The organism is Litoribaculum gwangyangense (assembly GCF_039543505.1).
GTDB classification, from domain to species: Bacteria; Bacteroidota; Bacteroidia; order Flavobacteriales; family Flavobacteriaceae; genus Litoribaculum; species Litoribaculum gwangyangense.
The window spans coordinates 115280-130780 of sequence record NZ_BAABJW010000005.1 but is presented as its reverse complement, the minus strand read 5'-3'; the positions used below and the strand labels follow the sequence as shown (position 1 = coordinate 130780).

Genomic DNA, 15501 nt, shown 5'->3' with positions numbered 1-15501 from the left:
TAACTAAGCAACTTCATCCTTTAAAAACTGAACTTCGTAAAGGTTTTTGTAATAGCCATTTTCCTTTTTAAGCAATTCTTCATGGGTTCCTTGTTCTACAATTTCGCCAGCATCCATAACCAAAATTTTATCGGCTTTTTTAATAGTTGCTAATCGATGGGCTATAACAATTGAGGTTCTTCCTTTCGTGATTTTATCGGTGGCATTTTGTATGAGTTGCTCCGAGTAAGAGTCTACAGACGAAGTGGCTTCATCCAACACCAAAATACTTGGGTTGGTTACATAGGCTCTTAAAAATGAAATAAGTTGACGCTGACCAGAAGATAACATAACGCCTCGTTCTTTAACATTATAGTGATAACCGTTGGGCAAAGTCATTATAAAATCATGTATTCCAATATCCCTTGCAGCCTGTTTAACGTCTTCTTCTGTAATGTTAGGATTATTTAAAGTGATGTTATTCAAAATGGTATCTGCAAATAAAAATACATCTTGCAACACGATAGCTATTTGAGTCCTCAGAGAGGATAAGGTAACATCCTTGATATTGATGCCATCTACAGAAATAACACCGTCTTTAATTTCGTAAAAACGATTCAATAAGTTTATAATGGTTGATTTTCCTGCTCCCGTAGCCCCAACAATGGCAACCGTTTCACCAACATTAACTTCAAACGAAACACCTTTCAAAACAGTTTCATCTTCAACATAATTAAAATAAACCTTATCAAATTGGATGTGCCCTTTGAAAGATTCTGCAACATGAGTGCCCGTATCATCGATGTGTGACGTGGTATCCAACACTTTAAAGACTCTGGTTGCAGCCACCATTCCCATTTGAAGCGTGTTAAACTTATCGGCTATTTGTCGTAAAGGCCTAAACAACATGGGAATAAACATGACGAAAGCGACCAAGTCACCTTGTGATACCGAACTATTCTGCAAAACCATATTTAAACCGCCATACCAAGCCACCAAACCAATACTAACAGACGATACCAAATCGGCTATTGGAAAGAAAATAGAGTTATACCAAACCGTTTTTAACCAACCTTTTTTATGTCGTTCATTAATTATTTTGAATTTTTTATACTCAGTATCCTCACGGGTAAACAATTGCAAAATTTTCATACCCGTTAATCGTTCTTGGACAAAAGAGTTGAGATTAGACACTTCATTTCTTACTTCCTCAAAAGCTTTTTTCATATACTTTTGAAATAACCGCGTGGCATACAGTAGTAATGGAAGCATTAGAAGAACGATAAGACTGAGTTTTACATTAATATACAGCATCACACCAAAAACAACTCCCATGGTGAGTAAATCCCTAAATATCATAAACAACCCTTCACCAAAAATATCAGCTATTCGCTCCATATCGGTTACTGCCCTGGTTATCAATACACCCACAGAGGAATTGTCATAATACTTCATTTTAAAACTTAGTAAATGGTCAAAAAGTTTAACCCGAACATCCATTACGATATTTTGCCCTAACCAAGCTGCGTAATAAATAAACAGTAACTGAAACACGGTTTGTAATACTAATACAGCGAACATGAGCATAATGTAAAACATAAATCCTTTTTCTTGCTTGTTGGCTATACTATCGTCTATGGCATCTTTTGTAATATAAGGAGTAGCCGCACTAAACAAAGCTAGGAGAATGACCAATATTAACAGACCAAAAAAGATGCCTTTGTATGGTTTTATATACTGAAAAAGACGCTTAAAAAGCTTAAAATCGAAACTATTTTCTTTTGTTTTACTCATCTATTTTAATATCCTTTGGATATTCAATGTTAGTTAAATACAATCCATGTGCTGGCACCGAAAAACCAGCTTCACTTCTACTTTTAGATTGAATGGTAGCATGGAAATCTTCTAAATTGAGTTTTCCCAAACCTATATTTATCATGGTACCAACGATAGCTCTAACCATATTTCGCAAAAACCTATTGGCTTGAATTACAAAATGAAGTTCATCCTGTTTAAAAAACCATTCCGCTTTCATAATATCACAATAATACGTTTTTACATCGGTATTACTTTTTGAAAAGCATTGAAAATCTTTATACTCAAACAAAATTTTCGAGGCTTCATTCATCTTATCCACATTCAAGGCTTGCTTTACGTAATAAGCCTCATTATAATTAAACACATTCTTTTTTAAAGTTACTCTGTATAAATAGGTTCTACTTACGGCATCAAAACGCGCATGGGCCTCAGGTTTTACTTTAAAAATATAATGAATGGCAATATCCTGTGGTAAAAATGAATTAAGTTTATACTTTAAATCTTCTGGGTAAAAAGCTATATTCGTATCAAAATGGGCAAACATTTGTTTGGCATGTACACCAGCATCTGTTCGTCCTGCTCCAGTAATCGAAATCTCCTCATTTAATAACGTGGACACTGCTTTTTCTAAAACCTCTTGAATTGACAATGCATTGGGTTGATTTTGCCAACCATGGTACCCAGTTCCATTATAGGAAAGTTCTAAAAAATATCGCAATTTGTTTTAATACTTTTGTGAAACAACAAAGATAATATAAAGACCGAAGCTGGAAGGCAGAAGTTGGAAGTTTTAAGAATAGTTTATAAAATGAAAAAAATCCTATTACTATCTGACACTCACGGATACATAGATGATGATATTTTAAAATATGTGAAACAGGTTGATGAAGTTTGGCATGCAGGAGATATAGGCGATTTAAAGGTGACTGACGCTATTAAAGCCCTAAAACCTTTGCATGGTGTATATGGAAATATTGACGATGCTAAATTGCGTTTAGAATTCCCTGAAAACAAACGTTTTATGTGTGAGGAGGTAGATGTTTGGATCACTCATATAGGCGGCTATCCTCCTAAATACAATGCCAGAGTTTATCAAGAAATTGAGCAAAACCCGCCAAGGCTTTTTATATGTGGGCATTCACATATTTTAAAAGTAATACCCGATAAAAAACTAAACTTACTGCATATGAATCCAGGCGCTGTAGGTAAACATGGATTTCATAAAACACGAACTATGCTCCGTTTTACGATTGATGGCAGTAAAATTGATAATTTAGAAGTTATTGAGTTTAATAAAAGATATTAAAAAACCCAAAGTTTTCACTTTGGGTTTTAACGCACTAATACTACTAAGATGTTAGGTTTATCGTAATCTATCCACAGATTTTACAAGATCTTCATCCTTCTTGATGGCCTTATTGGCTAATGCCAAAAACACGATAGAAACAATAGGGAGAAGCATCCCAATACCTTTCTCAGAAACCGCCGTTTCTCCAGATACATTTAGTGATTGATACACGAAAAATCCTAGTAAAATAAAGTTTAATATGATGTTAAGTCGTCCCAAAACAAATTGCGACTTCCTATTTTTATACATAAATATGCCTATTAAAGACAATACTGCTGAACCTAGAAATAATCCTAAATATAGTATGTCATGTTTAGCAAACACCTCTATACCCTCGTTTGTGATCCATAAACGGAATACAAATATTAGCCCTGCTGAAATCCCTGCAGCACACAAGAGATAAATGGTTTGTATGCGTTGTAACATATAATTTTTAAAAACTAGACCGCAAAAATAATAGAATTAATGCTAATTATTAAAATAAAGTTGTATAATTGCAGTAATAATTCTCAACAATCGCACCTAAACGCGGTTAATCTTCAGAATAAAAATTCAATTTTTTTCAGAATAACCCAAGTTTGTATTCAAATAAAAATATCCAATTAAACATCAATGTTTGAAATTTCACAATTAAAAGAAAAGAAGCTCTCTGATTTACAGGAGATTGCGAAAAAATTGAACGTTTCCAAATACCGTTCATTAAAAAAATTAGATTTAGTTTATCAAATACTAGATCAACAAGCTGCCGACCCAACAGCAGTAAAAGCCGTGGTAGCTCCTACAGAAGCACCAGAAACAAAATCTGAAAACAAAAAACCTCGACAGCGCATTCAGAAACCTTCTAGAAAACCTCAAGTTAAAAACGAGGAAAAAGTTTCCACTGAAAATAAAGTTGAAACTCAAGAAAAAGTGGAAATCCCACAAAAGCAAAATAAACCAGCTAATAAACCTAACCCAAGACCTCAAAACGATAATCAACAAAAACCACATCAACAGAATCAGCATAAAAATCAGCATAAAAACCAAAAAAATGGGAATGTTGATGCAGGTAATAAAGACAACAGAAACCGCTATCGGGATCCAGATTTTGAATTTGATGCCATTATTGAAAGTGAAGGTGTTTTAGATATCATGCAAGATGGCTATGGTTTTTTAAGATCATCTGATTATAATTACTTATCCTCGCCTGATGATATTTATGTATCTCAATCTCAAATACGCTTATTCGGTTTAAAAAAGGGGGATACCGTTTTAGGTCATGTAAGACCTCCGAAGGAAGGGGAAAAATATTTTCCTTTAATAAAAGTGGTGAAAATTAATGGTCAGAAACCAGAGGTTGTAAGAGACCGAGTGTCTTTTGAGCATCTAACCCCTTTATTTCCAAAAGAAAAATTCAATATTGCCGAAAAGCAAAGTACCATTTCTACGAGAATCATGGATTTGTTTTCTCCAATAGGTAAAGGACAGCGTGGCATGATTGTATCGCAGCCTAAAACTGGTAAAACGATGTTATTGAAAGATGTAGCTAATGCCATTGCTGCTAATCATCCTGAGGTATATTTAATGATTTTATTGATTGATGAACGTCCTGAAGAGGTAACCGATATGCAACGTAATGTGCGTGGTGAAGTGATTTCATCAACCTTTGACAAAGAAGCCCATGAGCACGTTAAGATTGCTGATATTGTTTTAGAAAAAGCAAAACGTTTGGTAGAATGCGGACACGATGTAGTGATTCTTTTAGATTCCATCACACGTTTAGCTAGAGCCTACAATACTGTACAACCAGCTTCTGGTAAAATACTTTCTGGTGGTGTGGACGCCAACGCGTTACACAAGCCAAAACGTTTCTTTGGTGCGGCACGTAATATTGAAAATGGAGGCTCACTAACTATTATTGCTACGGCCTTAACGGAAACTGGCTCTAAAATGGACGAGGTTATTTTTGAAGAATTCAAAGGAACTGGTAATATGGAGTTACAATTGGACAGAAAAATATCTAACCGTAGAATTTTCCCTGCTATCGATTTAACGTCTTCAAGTACGCGTCGTGACGATTTATTGTTAGATGAAAACACCATACAACGTATGTGGGTGATGAGAAAATACCTTGCAGATATGAATCCTGTGGAAGCTATGGAATTCATTAACGATCGTTTTAAACAAACCAGAAATAATGAAGAATTTTTAATATCCATGAATGGATAATATGACTAACTAAACATTAAACTGAAAAGCCTTAACAAAATTTGTTAAGGCTTTTTCAATTTAAACGTTGGGCTCAAATTATTAATATTCTTTTACCACTAAATGAAAATTTATTTCAATAATATCTTTTACAACTATAAGTCCCAAAGCTTTTTTTGGCGGTTCTAAATTAAAATCACAAATATTCAAGTTCAAAACACCTTTAACAAATAAACTATCTCCATCTTCAAATTTTACTGGTGTTGTGCAAGATTTTGTAACTCCAGCTATACTGATATCTAGGAATGCAAGAATACTATTATCGTCTTTAGTATCTCTACAAATTTCTTTTAATTTAATTTGGGTTTGAGGATACACATCAGATTTTAAAAGTTCTTGAAAATCGTTGTTGATTCCTTTTCCTCCGCAATCAAAACAATCATTTTCCAGAACTAATACAGTATTATCAAATACCATTTTATCGCCTATCTTTTGAAAAACAACAGGGATAGGATTTTTCAACTTTAAAATATCAAATTCACACTTAAAACTGTTAACATTGGTTTTTCCTTTAATAAGCAATTTGCTACTAGGAGTAATCAAAACTGAAGTACTCCCTGTTATTACAGCAGTAAAAGCTAGTGTTCCTAATATTGAAACAAAAAACAATATTTTTTTTATGAAGTTCATTTGTTTGATTTTGTTTTCTGTACCTCTAATTTAAAAAAGTAAGCCTTAAAGTACAATATTTTATTTGTCATTTTGATCATACTTTTAGACTTACTTTTCTTATTTAAATGTCCTAGAAACTTATCACAGCTTCAGCCATTAGACCATTAAATTTACCATCATTAAAAATACTTGAGGTATTATAACCATCATGTTTTTGAGTTACATACTCTAATTTAAGTAAAATATTGTTGGTCATGAACCAGCCAGCTCCCAGTTGAAATCTAGATATTTCAATATCATCTCCACTTCTGTCCTCAGCATCTACTTTATTGTATCGAGTACCTAAGTAGAAATTTTCAGTACTTCCAAATCTGTATATAAGTTCACCAGCAAATTGTTTTGCGGTTCTTTCATCAGCTTCTGAATTTCGTTTACCTTTAGAGGTCTCAATCGTTCCAAAAAACTCTAATCCACCGTATTTCACAAATGGGTTAATCATGATGGCAGTGATTTCATTACCAAAGTTCGGATTGTAACGTCCAGATCTAAAATTACTAACGGCACTTGCATCTACATCTTCTAACACTAAGTAATATCTTGAGCCTGCACGATCAGCACTATATAAATAAGAAGTTCTTACAGCTCCTGTATTATAAAGTGACCCTGTTAATCTAAATCTAAAATCATCATTGATTTGTTTGTCATAACCCAACTTCGCTAAGAAAGAAGCCCCTCCTGTATCTGGGTTATCAACAGCCTGGTTTAGTTTACCGTTTGTAAAACCTACCATACCTAAAAATCCACTATTACATCTATAATAAAGTTCTGCACCCACTTCTGTTGTAAAGGCGTCCATTATCAAGTTACCTACAAATGGATTATAAATGGCTTGTGAGTTATCACTTCTTCTAAAGTGGGCATCACCATAGTTGTTTTCCATATGTCCAATTTTAAGGGTAACCTTTTGCATTAAGCCCTCAAGTAATCCTTCGCTTATAAAGTCTAGATTATCTATTTGAAAATACCCCCCTTTTACATAAGGCTCAGGATGGTGACGAGAAGACAAATAAGTTCTTAAATGCATGCGAACTCCTTTAGCTAGTGCTACATCCAAGTCTAAGTTTGCGGTTGCTAAATTGAAGTTACCACCAATTTCCTTTAATGCAACGGCACCAGAATTTTCATGACTTAAATCTTGATATTGTAGGGTTGAAGAGCCTCCAACACGAACTTTTACACCATCGAATGTTAATACGCTATCCTTTGGGGCTTCAAAAACATTTACCCCATTCTTATCAGGTTGCCTAAAATTGTCCAGGTTCCTGTTTTGGGCATAAAACCCAGATCCAATTAATAATGCTACTAATAGTATACTACTCTTTAATAATTTTTTCATGATTTCTAATTTTTAATTTGATTGTTTTGTTATTTATAAATTGTATTAAATTTTATGGTTATTTCGTTTCCTGTTGTTATGGTGCCCAAAAGAGCCTTAGGTGGTTCAACATTGAAATCGGTCATCTTTATGGTTTTCTCTCCTGTTAATACTACTTTGCCATCTGAAATTTCTGTATTAAATTCTAGAGGAATTAACTTTTTAACACCTGTAATAGTCAAATTACCAGTACATTTTAGCAAAAACTTACCTGTCCCTTTTTTTACAATGTCTTTGACATCAACAAGTTGAAATGATATATTTTTATGGGTATCTGTATTTAAAGCTTTATACGTGTTCTTATCCATAGATTTTTTGCCACTTTTAAGGCTCTCTGCAAAAACTGTAAAATCACATTTACTCAGTTGACCAGTTTCTAAATTTTCAAAGAAAATTTTACCACTTTTAGTTTCGGCTGTTATATGCCAGTCATGTAAACTGGAGGTCCCGTAAACTGTTAATGAAGATTCCTTGTTATTTAAATTGAACTCTTGTGCTTGAAACAAATTTGGTACGATAAGAAGTATTACCATCAAGCTGGCAAAAATTGTACTCTTATTTATTTTAATAGTCCACATATTATGATTAGATTAATATTACTATGCAAAGTTCTATTGAAACAAACTAAAAAAATATGATTTTTGTCATGTATAAATGCCAATAAAAACACCACATTAATAAGCGTTGACTATATAATTTATAAGTTCTTTATAAATAATTTATTTTTGGTGTTAACCAAGTATCGGATCACGATAGAAGCTGTTATTTTGGCTGGATGCTATAAGTCACCAAAAGTTAACCGTTATTATCGTTGTATTATAAAACTTAAACCCACAAAAAAAGCCTCTCATTTCTGAAAGGCTTTTTTTATATTTAAATTGTATGTTTTTACAAAGCAGCTACATGCTTTGCTAAACCAGATTTAAGGTTAGCAGCTTTGTTATTATGAATAATATTTTTCTTTGCTAATTTATCTAACATAGAAACAACAGAAGGTAATAAAGCCTCAGCTTCTTTCTTATCGGTTAACTCACGTAGTTTTTTAATAGCACTACGGGTTGTTTTGTGTTGATATTTATTTACAACACGTTTTGCTTCATTACTTCTAATTCTTTTTAATGCTGACTTGTGATTTGCCATTTGTTTTTTTATTTTTTTAAAAATTGTAGCCCGTAGGGGAATCGAACCCCTCTTACCAGGATGAAAACCTGGCGTCCTAGCCGATAGACGAACGGGCCATTTGTACTGTTTTGCTATTTATAATTAATTATAATTACAATACCTTTTCAAATAACTTACAATGTTTCCATTGCGGATGCAAAAATACAACTATTTTTAAATGTTGCAAGTGCTGTATAATCTTTTTTTAAAAAAAAATATTTTAGTACGCTTTCGCAAACAATACTCTGCATTCAGAGGGCTTTCCAGTGAATACACAAACTCCTTTATCAGGCTTTCCTTCCAAGGGAATACACCTAATAGTAGCTTTTGTTAACTCCTTTATTTTGTTCTCGGTTTCCGCAGTACCATCCCAATGGGCAGAAATAAATCCAGTTTTAGTTTCTAAAACCCGTTTAAATTCATCAAAAGTATCTACTTCAGTAATATGACTATTTCTGAAATCAAGTGCTTTTTTGAAAAGTGAATCTTGGATTTCAGTCATTAAAGTTTCCACTTTTTCAACTAATCCATCTATAGGAACAACTTCCTTAGTTAATGTATCACGTCTAGCTAATTCAACGGTTTTGTTTTCTAAATCTCTTGCACCAATGGCAATTCTTAATGGGACACCTTGCAATTCATGTTGAGCAAATTTTGCCCCTGGCCTTAACGTATCTCTATTATCAAATTTGACTGAAATATTTTTACTTCTTAAGTCTTTCATAATGCCGTTAACAACATCAGTCACAGCATCCAGCTCTTCTTCACTTTTATAAATTGGAATAATAACGACTTGGTTTGGTGCCAAAGTTGGAGGTAAAACCAAACCATTATCATCACTATGAGTCATAATCAACGCACCCATCAATCGTGTTGAAACACCCCACGAAGTAGCCCAAACATAATCTTGTTTCCCCTCTTTGTTTGCAAATTTCACATCAAACGCTTTAGCAAAATTCTGACCCAAAAAATGCGAAGTTCCAGCTTGTAAAGCTTTGCCATCTTGCATGAGAGCTTCAATACAAAAGGTTTCTTCAGCACCTGCAAAACGTTCGCTTTCTGTTTTTAATCCTTGAATAACAGGTATGGCCATGAAATTCTGTACAAAGGTAGCGTATACATTATTCATCAATTTGGCTTCAGTTATAGCCTCTTCTTTGGTTTCATGTGCTGTGTGTCCTTCTTGCCACAAAAACTCAGCGGTACGTAGGAACAAACGGGTACGCATTTCCCATCGTACCACATTCGCCCATTGGTTAATTAACAAGGGTAAATCTCTATAAGATTGAATCCAGTTTCTGTAAGTATTCCAAATAATAGCTTCACTAGTTGGTCTTACAATTAATTCTTCTTCTAATTTAGCCTCTGGATCTACTCGAAGTTTTCCTGGTTTATCTGGGTCATTCTGGAGTCTATAATGGGTAACAATAGCACATTCTTTTGCAAAACCTTCAGCATTTTTTTCTTCAGCCTCAAATAAACTTTTAGGCACAAACAATGGGAAATAGGCATTTTGATGCCCTGTTTCCTTAAACATCTTATCTAATTCTGCCTGCATTTTCTCCCAAATTGCATATCCGTAAGGTTTTATTACCATACACCCTCGAACGGCAGAGTTTTCTGCAAGGTCTGCTTTAACGACCAGTTCGTTATACCATTTTGAATAATCTTCAGCTCTACTAATAAGTTTTTTACTCATATATAAGTTTTGGCACAAATATTGTACCTATGTTAAATAAAAAAATAGTTCGACAAAACTAACTATTTTTGTTATGTTCAACAATTAAAATCTAGAGATATGCAATTTAACAACTACTTAAAAAAGAAAATACCAATGGTAGCCCTCTTTGGTCTATTATTTGGGTTCGTTTCCTGTGGTTCTTATCAATACGTTGGTGTGGACAATGATGGTATTTATGGTGACACTCAAATACCATATGAAGAAGCGGTTGTTGAAGTACCCAATCAATCGAACAGTAATTATTACGAAAATTATTTTAAAACCAAATCGATAGAGTCTGAAAATTTATATGCTAATGATGCTATTTTTACCGATATAGATGCTTACGAAAGTGGTAACTATGCTGAAAACGACGGCTCATCCAATGATTATCAAGGTTATGCTGGTTGGGGACAAAACAGCAATAGCGTTGTTATAAATTATATAGACAATGGATGGAACAACTGGGGATGGAACGCTGGTTGGAACGCTGGTTGGGGCTGGGGATGGAATGATCCTTTCTGGAATGCAGGCTGGGGCTGGGGTTGGAACAACTGGAGATGGAACAGATGGGGATGGAACAATTGGGGTTGGAATGCTGGTTGGGGCTGGAATGATCCTTTCTGGGGACCTGGATTTTATGGTGGCTGGGGATGGAATAATTGGGGTTGGAACAACCGATGGATAAATAATAGATACTATGGTGCTAGAACTTCCTACAGTGCCAGTAGAAGGGGTAGTTATTATGCAAGTAACAGAAGTAATTTAAATACGAGTAGACGTAGCTCTGTAACATCAAGAAATACCATTACATCAAAATATAATACTTCAAGGAGAAGCAGTGTAAACTCTAATGGTGTTTCAGCCGATAGAAGAAGTTATAATTCTAACGGAACCCGCGTGTATTCTAATACAGCAAGAAGAGCAACTTCAGCTGTGAGAACGCCTTCAAGTAACTCAACATCAAGATCTTCGTCAACTATGAGAAGAAGTTCAGGTACGTATAACAAACCATCAACTACAAACAGAAGTTATAATTCTGGAAGTACTTACAGAAGATCTTCTTCATCTAATAATTCATCCTACACACCAAGCAGAAGCTCAAGTTCTTCTAGTGGCAGTTCCGTTAGATCATCTGGTGGTGGTGGTAGAAGTAGTTCAGGTTCATCAGGTGGAGGAAGAAGACGTTAACATAATTATTAAGAAATAAAAAATCGATATGAAAAAGCTACATCTATTATTTATAGTTATGCTATCTAGTTATACCATTCAAGCGCAGGAGATAAGTGATGCGTTACGATATTCACAAAGTGAAATCCAAGGAACCGCTCGTTTCAGAGCCTTAAGCGGTGCTTTTGGAGCTTTAGGTGGCGATATGAGTGCCGTAAGTCTAAATCCAGCAGGATCTGCCATTTTTAGTCAAAGTCACGCATCTTTTACTGTTTCAAATATCGATACGGATAATACTACCAGATATTTTAACGGTTTAGTAAATTCTAATGAATCCAATTTTGATATCAACCAAGGTGGTGCCGCTTTTGTGTTTGCAAGTAAAAATAATTCGCCTTGGAAAAAATTCACCCTTGCCATCGCCTATGAAAAAACGGCGGACCATGAGGATAACTGGTTGGCGAGAGGCACCAATACCAATGATGACGGACAATTTAGTAATTCCATTGCAAGTTATTTTTATGATTTTGCAGACGGCAAAAGACTAGATGAAATATCAACTTTACCAGGAGAATCTGTATCTGAAGCTTATCGAGATATAGGCTCCGTTTTCGGATTTGCGCATCAACAAGCCTTTTTAGGTTTTGAATCTTTTATTCTTGAACCCGATGATATTAATGATGATGCCAATACCTTCTATTCATCGAATGTTTCACCAGGAAACTTTGTGCACGATTACTCCTATTTCGCAACGGGATATAATGGTAAAGTTACCTTTAATTTTGCTGCTCAATATGAAGATAATTTATATTTAGGATTAAACTTAAACTCTCATTTTATTGATTACCAGCGCACCAATCTATTATTTGAAGATAATATTAATGCTGGTTCAACAGTTAATTTTATTGAGTTTGAAAATAGTTTATCCACTAGAGGTAATGGTTTTTCATTTCAACTAGGCGGCATTATGAAATTGAGTCCAGAATTTAGAGTTGGGTTGACTTACGATTCGCCTACTTGGTATTCTATTGATGAGGAAACGACCCAATATTTGGCTACTGATGGTGATAATGGCTTCATTGAGATTTTTCCCGATGTCGTTAACATTTACCCCAGATATAGGCTTAAAACACCATCAAAAATATCAGGTAGTTTAGCCTATGTTTTTGCAAAACAAGGTTTAATCAGTTTTGATTACTCAAAAAAGGATTATAGTAAAACAGAGTTTAGACCAACATCTGATGCCTTTTTTTCAGATCAAAATGAGGTGATGAGCAATATTTTCACAGATGCTTCAACCTATAGAATTGGTGGTGAGTACAAAGTAAAACAGTGGAGTTTTAGAGGCGGTTACCGTTTTGAAGAAAGCCCCTATGCCGATGGCGTAACAATTGGTGATCTAAATGGGTATTCATTGGGTCTTGGTTACAGTTTTGGAAACACCAAATTAGATGTTACTTATGATGCTTCTGAACGTTCTTTTGCCACACCACTTTATAATGTTGGATTAATTGACTCAGCAACAATAGATAGAAAAAACTCAAATATCACGCTTTCATTAAGTTTCAATATTTAAAATATTCATAATCATTACAACAAAAGCTTGAACTTTTAAAGTTCAAGCTTTTTTGCTTTTTATGTAATAATTCATTGGATATTAAGACTAAACTGTCATATAATTGTTTGTTAAGATAAAACATAACAAAACGGAATTGTTTATCTTTGCAAACCTATAACACCACTTTTTACCAGATGAAAATTGACAATAATATAGAAGGATATGACTCATTAGGAGAAGACCATATTGGAACTTCATCAAATACACCGCTTCGTTTGGATGCCTTTAAACTTTCAAATGAAGAAAAAATTGAAATTATTAAAGATGATGTGCGCCATATTATGGAGACCCTAGGTCTTGATTTGACTGATGATAGTTTAAATGGGACTCCAAATCGCGTTGCAAAAATGTTTGTAAAAGAAATTTTTGGTGGTTTAGACCCAAATAAAAAACCAAGTGCATCCACTTTTGAAAACAAATATAAGTATGGTGAAATGTTAGTTGAAAAAAACATTACAGTGTACTCAACTTGCGAACATCATTTATTACCAATAGTGGGTAAAGCGCATGTTGCTTATATTTCAAATGGAACCGTGGTAGGTCTATCCAAAATGAATCGTATTGTTGATTATTACGCTAAACGTCCGCAAGTACAAGAGCGTTTAACCATTCAGATAGTAAAAGAACTTCAAGATGTGTTGAACACTCAAGATGTAGCGTGTGTGATTGACGCCAAACATTTATGTGTGAATTCCAGAGGTATTAGAGATATAGAAAGCAGTACAGTCACTTCAGAATTTGGAGGAAAATTTAAGGATAAAACAGTAAGAAGGGAGTTTTTAGATTATATTAAATTAGACACCAAATTTTAAGTCAATCATTCCATAATCAACCAATCGAATGCAACTTTACCAAAATCAACATATTCAAATATACAATTCTCTTAGTGGTAATAAAGAAACTTTCAAACCTATAAATGATGGCTATGTAGGTATGTATGTTTGCGGACCAACGGTTTACAGCAACGTGCATTTGGGTAACGTAAGAACTTTCATGTCCTTTGATGTCATTTTTAGATATCTAAAGCATTTGGGCTATAAAGTACGTTATGTGCGTAATATTACCGATGCAGGTCATCTCGAAAATGATGCTGATGTAGGTGAAGATCGCATTGCTAAAAAGGCCCGTTTAGAAGAAATTGAACCTATGGAGGTGGTACAACGTTACACCGTTGATTTTCATAATATTTTAAACACGTTCAATTTTTTACCACCAAGTATAGAGCCTACAGCTACAGGTCATATCATAGAGCAAATTGAACTCATAAAAACCATTATTGATAATGGGTTTGCCTACGAAATAAATGGCTCGGTATATTTTGATGTTCACAAGTTTAACGAAACACATGATTACGGAAAACTAAGTAAACGTAAACTAGAAGATTTAATACACAATACTCGTGAGTTAGACGGACAAAGTGATAAAAAAAATCCACAAGATTTTGCACTTTGGAAACGCGCCGAACCGCAACACATTATGCGTTGGCCATCGCCATGGAGTGATGGTTTCCCTGGTTGGCACTTAGAATGTACCGCTATGAGCACGAAATATTTAGGTGAACATTTTGATATTCATGGTGGAGGAATGGATTTAAAATTTCCGCACCACGAATGTGAAATTGCACAGAACGAAGCTGCCAAAGGGCAAACACCTGTAAACTATTGGATGCATGCCAATATGTTAATTATGAACGGTAAGAAAATGGCTAAATCAACAGGTAACTATATTTTACCCGGTGAAATTTTTACAGGAAACAATACCAATATTAGTAAATCGTTTGAGCCCAGTGTTGCACGTTTTTTTATGTTGCAAGCACATTACAGGAGTGTTTTAGATTTTACCAATGAAGGCTTATTATCCAGTGAAAAAGGCTTTTACAGATTAATGGATGCCATTAACAGTTTGGAGGGTATCCGCGCTTCTGAAACATCTTCGATAGACATCAGCATTTGGAAACAAAAGTGCTATGATGCGATGAATGATGATTTTAATACGCCTATACTCATAGCGCACTTATTTGAAGCCGTTAAATATATTAACCAGTTAAAAGAAGGTACCGAAACATTAAATACTCAAGATTTAGCAACTTTAAAAAGTACTATCAACGCCTTTGTTTTTGATATTTTAGGTTTAGAAAATTCTACTAAAAAAGAAACAGGAGCCGATAAACTATCTGGTGCCGTAGATTTATTGATTAAATTACGTCAAGAAGCTAGAGCTAATAAAGATTTTGAGTTATCAGATAAAATTCGTGATGAACTGTCGGAAGTTGGAATCCAACTTAAAGATGGAAAGGAAGGCACCACATTTTCTTTGAATTAATAAGAAGTTCAGTCGTTCGTTGTTGTGTTGCTTTACCTTTTATTTAACTCAACAATTAACGCATAAAAATA

14 protein-coding genes and 1 tRNA gene are annotated in these 15501 nt (G+C 34.3%); 6 read left to right on the top strand and 9 right to left on the bottom strand.

What is annotated here, in order from left to right; all coding sequences use genetic code 11:
- Positions 1 to 3 precede the first annotated feature (3 nt).
- Together ABD963_RS14275 and truA are read right to left on the bottom strand one after the other, a co-directional pair.
- Positions 4 to 1773: an ABC transporter ATP-binding protein gene (locus ABD963_RS14275; RefSeq protein WP_345277962.1), complete on the bottom strand. Its 1770-nt coding sequence runs from the start codon at positions 1771 to 1773 to the stop codon at positions 4 to 6.
- Positions 1766 to 2515: a tRNA pseudouridine(38-40) synthase TruA gene (gene truA / locus ABD963_RS14270; RefSeq protein WP_345277960.1), complete on the bottom strand. Its 750-nt coding sequence runs from the start codon at positions 2513 to 2515 to the stop codon at positions 1766 to 1768. The genes ABD963_RS14275 and truA overlap by 8 nt, the downstream gene beginning before the upstream one ends.
- A 90-nt stretch (positions 2516 to 2605) precedes the next feature.
- Here truA and ABD963_RS14265 point away from each other — a divergent pair, with 90 nt between their 5' ends.
- On the top strand, positions 2606 to 3103 hold the full coding sequence (locus ABD963_RS14265; protein ID WP_345277958.1) for a metallophosphoesterase family protein: 498 nt from the start codon (positions 2606 to 2608) through the stop codon (positions 3101 to 3103).
- 57 nt (positions 3104 to 3160) lie between these two features.
- On the opposite strand, the gene ABD963_RS14260 is transcribed toward ABD963_RS14265, so the two are convergent.
- On the bottom strand, positions 3161 to 3571 hold the full coding sequence (locus tag ABD963_RS14260) for a DUF4293 domain-containing protein (RefSeq protein WP_345277956.1): 411 nt from the start codon (positions 3569 to 3571) through the stop codon (positions 3161 to 3163).
- 186 nt (positions 3572 to 3757) lie between these two features.
- On the opposite strand from ABD963_RS14260, the gene rho reads away from it, so the two are divergent.
- Positions 3758 to 5353 carry a transcription termination factor Rho gene (rho, locus tag ABD963_RS14255; protein ID WP_345277954.1) on the top strand — a complete coding sequence of 532 codons (1596 nt, stop codon included), beginning with the start codon at positions 3758 to 3760 and terminating at the stop codon, positions 5351 to 5353.
- Between the two features lie 81 nt (positions 5354 to 5434).
- Here rho and ABD963_RS14250 read toward each other — a convergent pair whose 3' ends face one another.
- The 6 genes from ABD963_RS14250 to proS all read right to left on the bottom strand — a co-directional run bounded on the left by ABD963_RS14250 (position 5435) and on the right by proS (position 10299).
- On the bottom strand, positions 5435 to 6022 hold the full coding sequence (locus tag ABD963_RS14250) for a YceI family protein (RefSeq protein WP_345277952.1): 588 nt from the start codon (positions 6020 to 6022) through the stop codon (positions 5435 to 5437).
- Positions 6023 to 6134: 112 nt separating this feature from the next.
- Entirely contained in the window at positions 6135 to 7400 is a 1266-nt protein-coding gene (locus tag ABD963_RS14245) for a hypothetical protein (protein ID WP_345277950.1), read from the bottom strand.
- Positions 7401 to 7429: 29 nt separating this feature from the next.
- Entirely contained in the window at positions 7430 to 7972 is a 543-nt protein-coding gene (locus ABD963_RS14240) for a YceI family protein (RefSeq protein WP_345277948.1), read from the bottom strand.
- Positions 7973 to 8327: 355 nt separating this feature from the next.
- The gene (rpsT, locus tag ABD963_RS14235) at positions 8328 to 8579 is read right to left on the bottom strand and encodes a 30S ribosomal protein S20 (protein WP_345277946.1); all 252 of its coding nucleotides are present in this window, start codon (positions 8577 to 8579) and stop codon (positions 8328 to 8330) included.
- 26 nt (positions 8580 to 8605) lie between these two features.
- Positions 8606 to 8677, bottom strand: a tRNA-Glu gene (locus ABD963_RS14230).
- A gap of 143 nt (positions 8678 to 8820) precedes the next feature.
- Positions 8821 to 10299: a proline--tRNA ligase gene (gene proS, locus ABD963_RS14225; protein ID WP_345277944.1), complete on the bottom strand. Its 1479-nt coding sequence runs from the start codon at positions 10297 to 10299 to the stop codon at positions 8821 to 8823.
- Positions 10300 to 10398: 99 nt separating this feature from the next.
- Here proS and ABD963_RS14220 point away from each other — a divergent pair, with 99 nt between their 5' ends.
- The 4 genes from ABD963_RS14220 (at position 10399) to cysS (ending at position 15430) form a co-directional block, all read left to right on the top strand.
- Positions 10399 to 11511 (top strand): hypothetical protein, encoded by a 1113-nt coding sequence (locus ABD963_RS14220; RefSeq protein WP_345277942.1) that lies wholly within the window; start codon positions 10399 to 10401, stop codon positions 11509 to 11511.
- Positions 11512 to 11539: 28 nt separating this feature from the next.
- Positions 11540 to 13066: an OmpP1/FadL family transporter gene (locus ABD963_RS14215; protein WP_345277940.1), complete on the top strand. Its 1527-nt coding sequence runs from the start codon at positions 11540 to 11542 to the stop codon at positions 13064 to 13066.
- Between the two features lie 176 nt (positions 13067 to 13242).
- Positions 13243 to 13920 (top strand): GTP cyclohydrolase I FolE, encoded by a 678-nt coding sequence (folE, locus tag ABD963_RS14210; protein ID WP_345277938.1) that lies wholly within the window; start codon positions 13243 to 13245, stop codon positions 13918 to 13920.
- 28 nt (positions 13921 to 13948) lie between these two features.
- A complete protein-coding gene (cysS, locus tag ABD963_RS14205) occupies positions 13949 to 15430 on the top strand; it encodes a cysteine--tRNA ligase (protein ID WP_345277936.1) in 1482 nt (493 codons plus the stop codon).
- Positions 15431 to 15501: the final 71 nt, after the last annotated feature.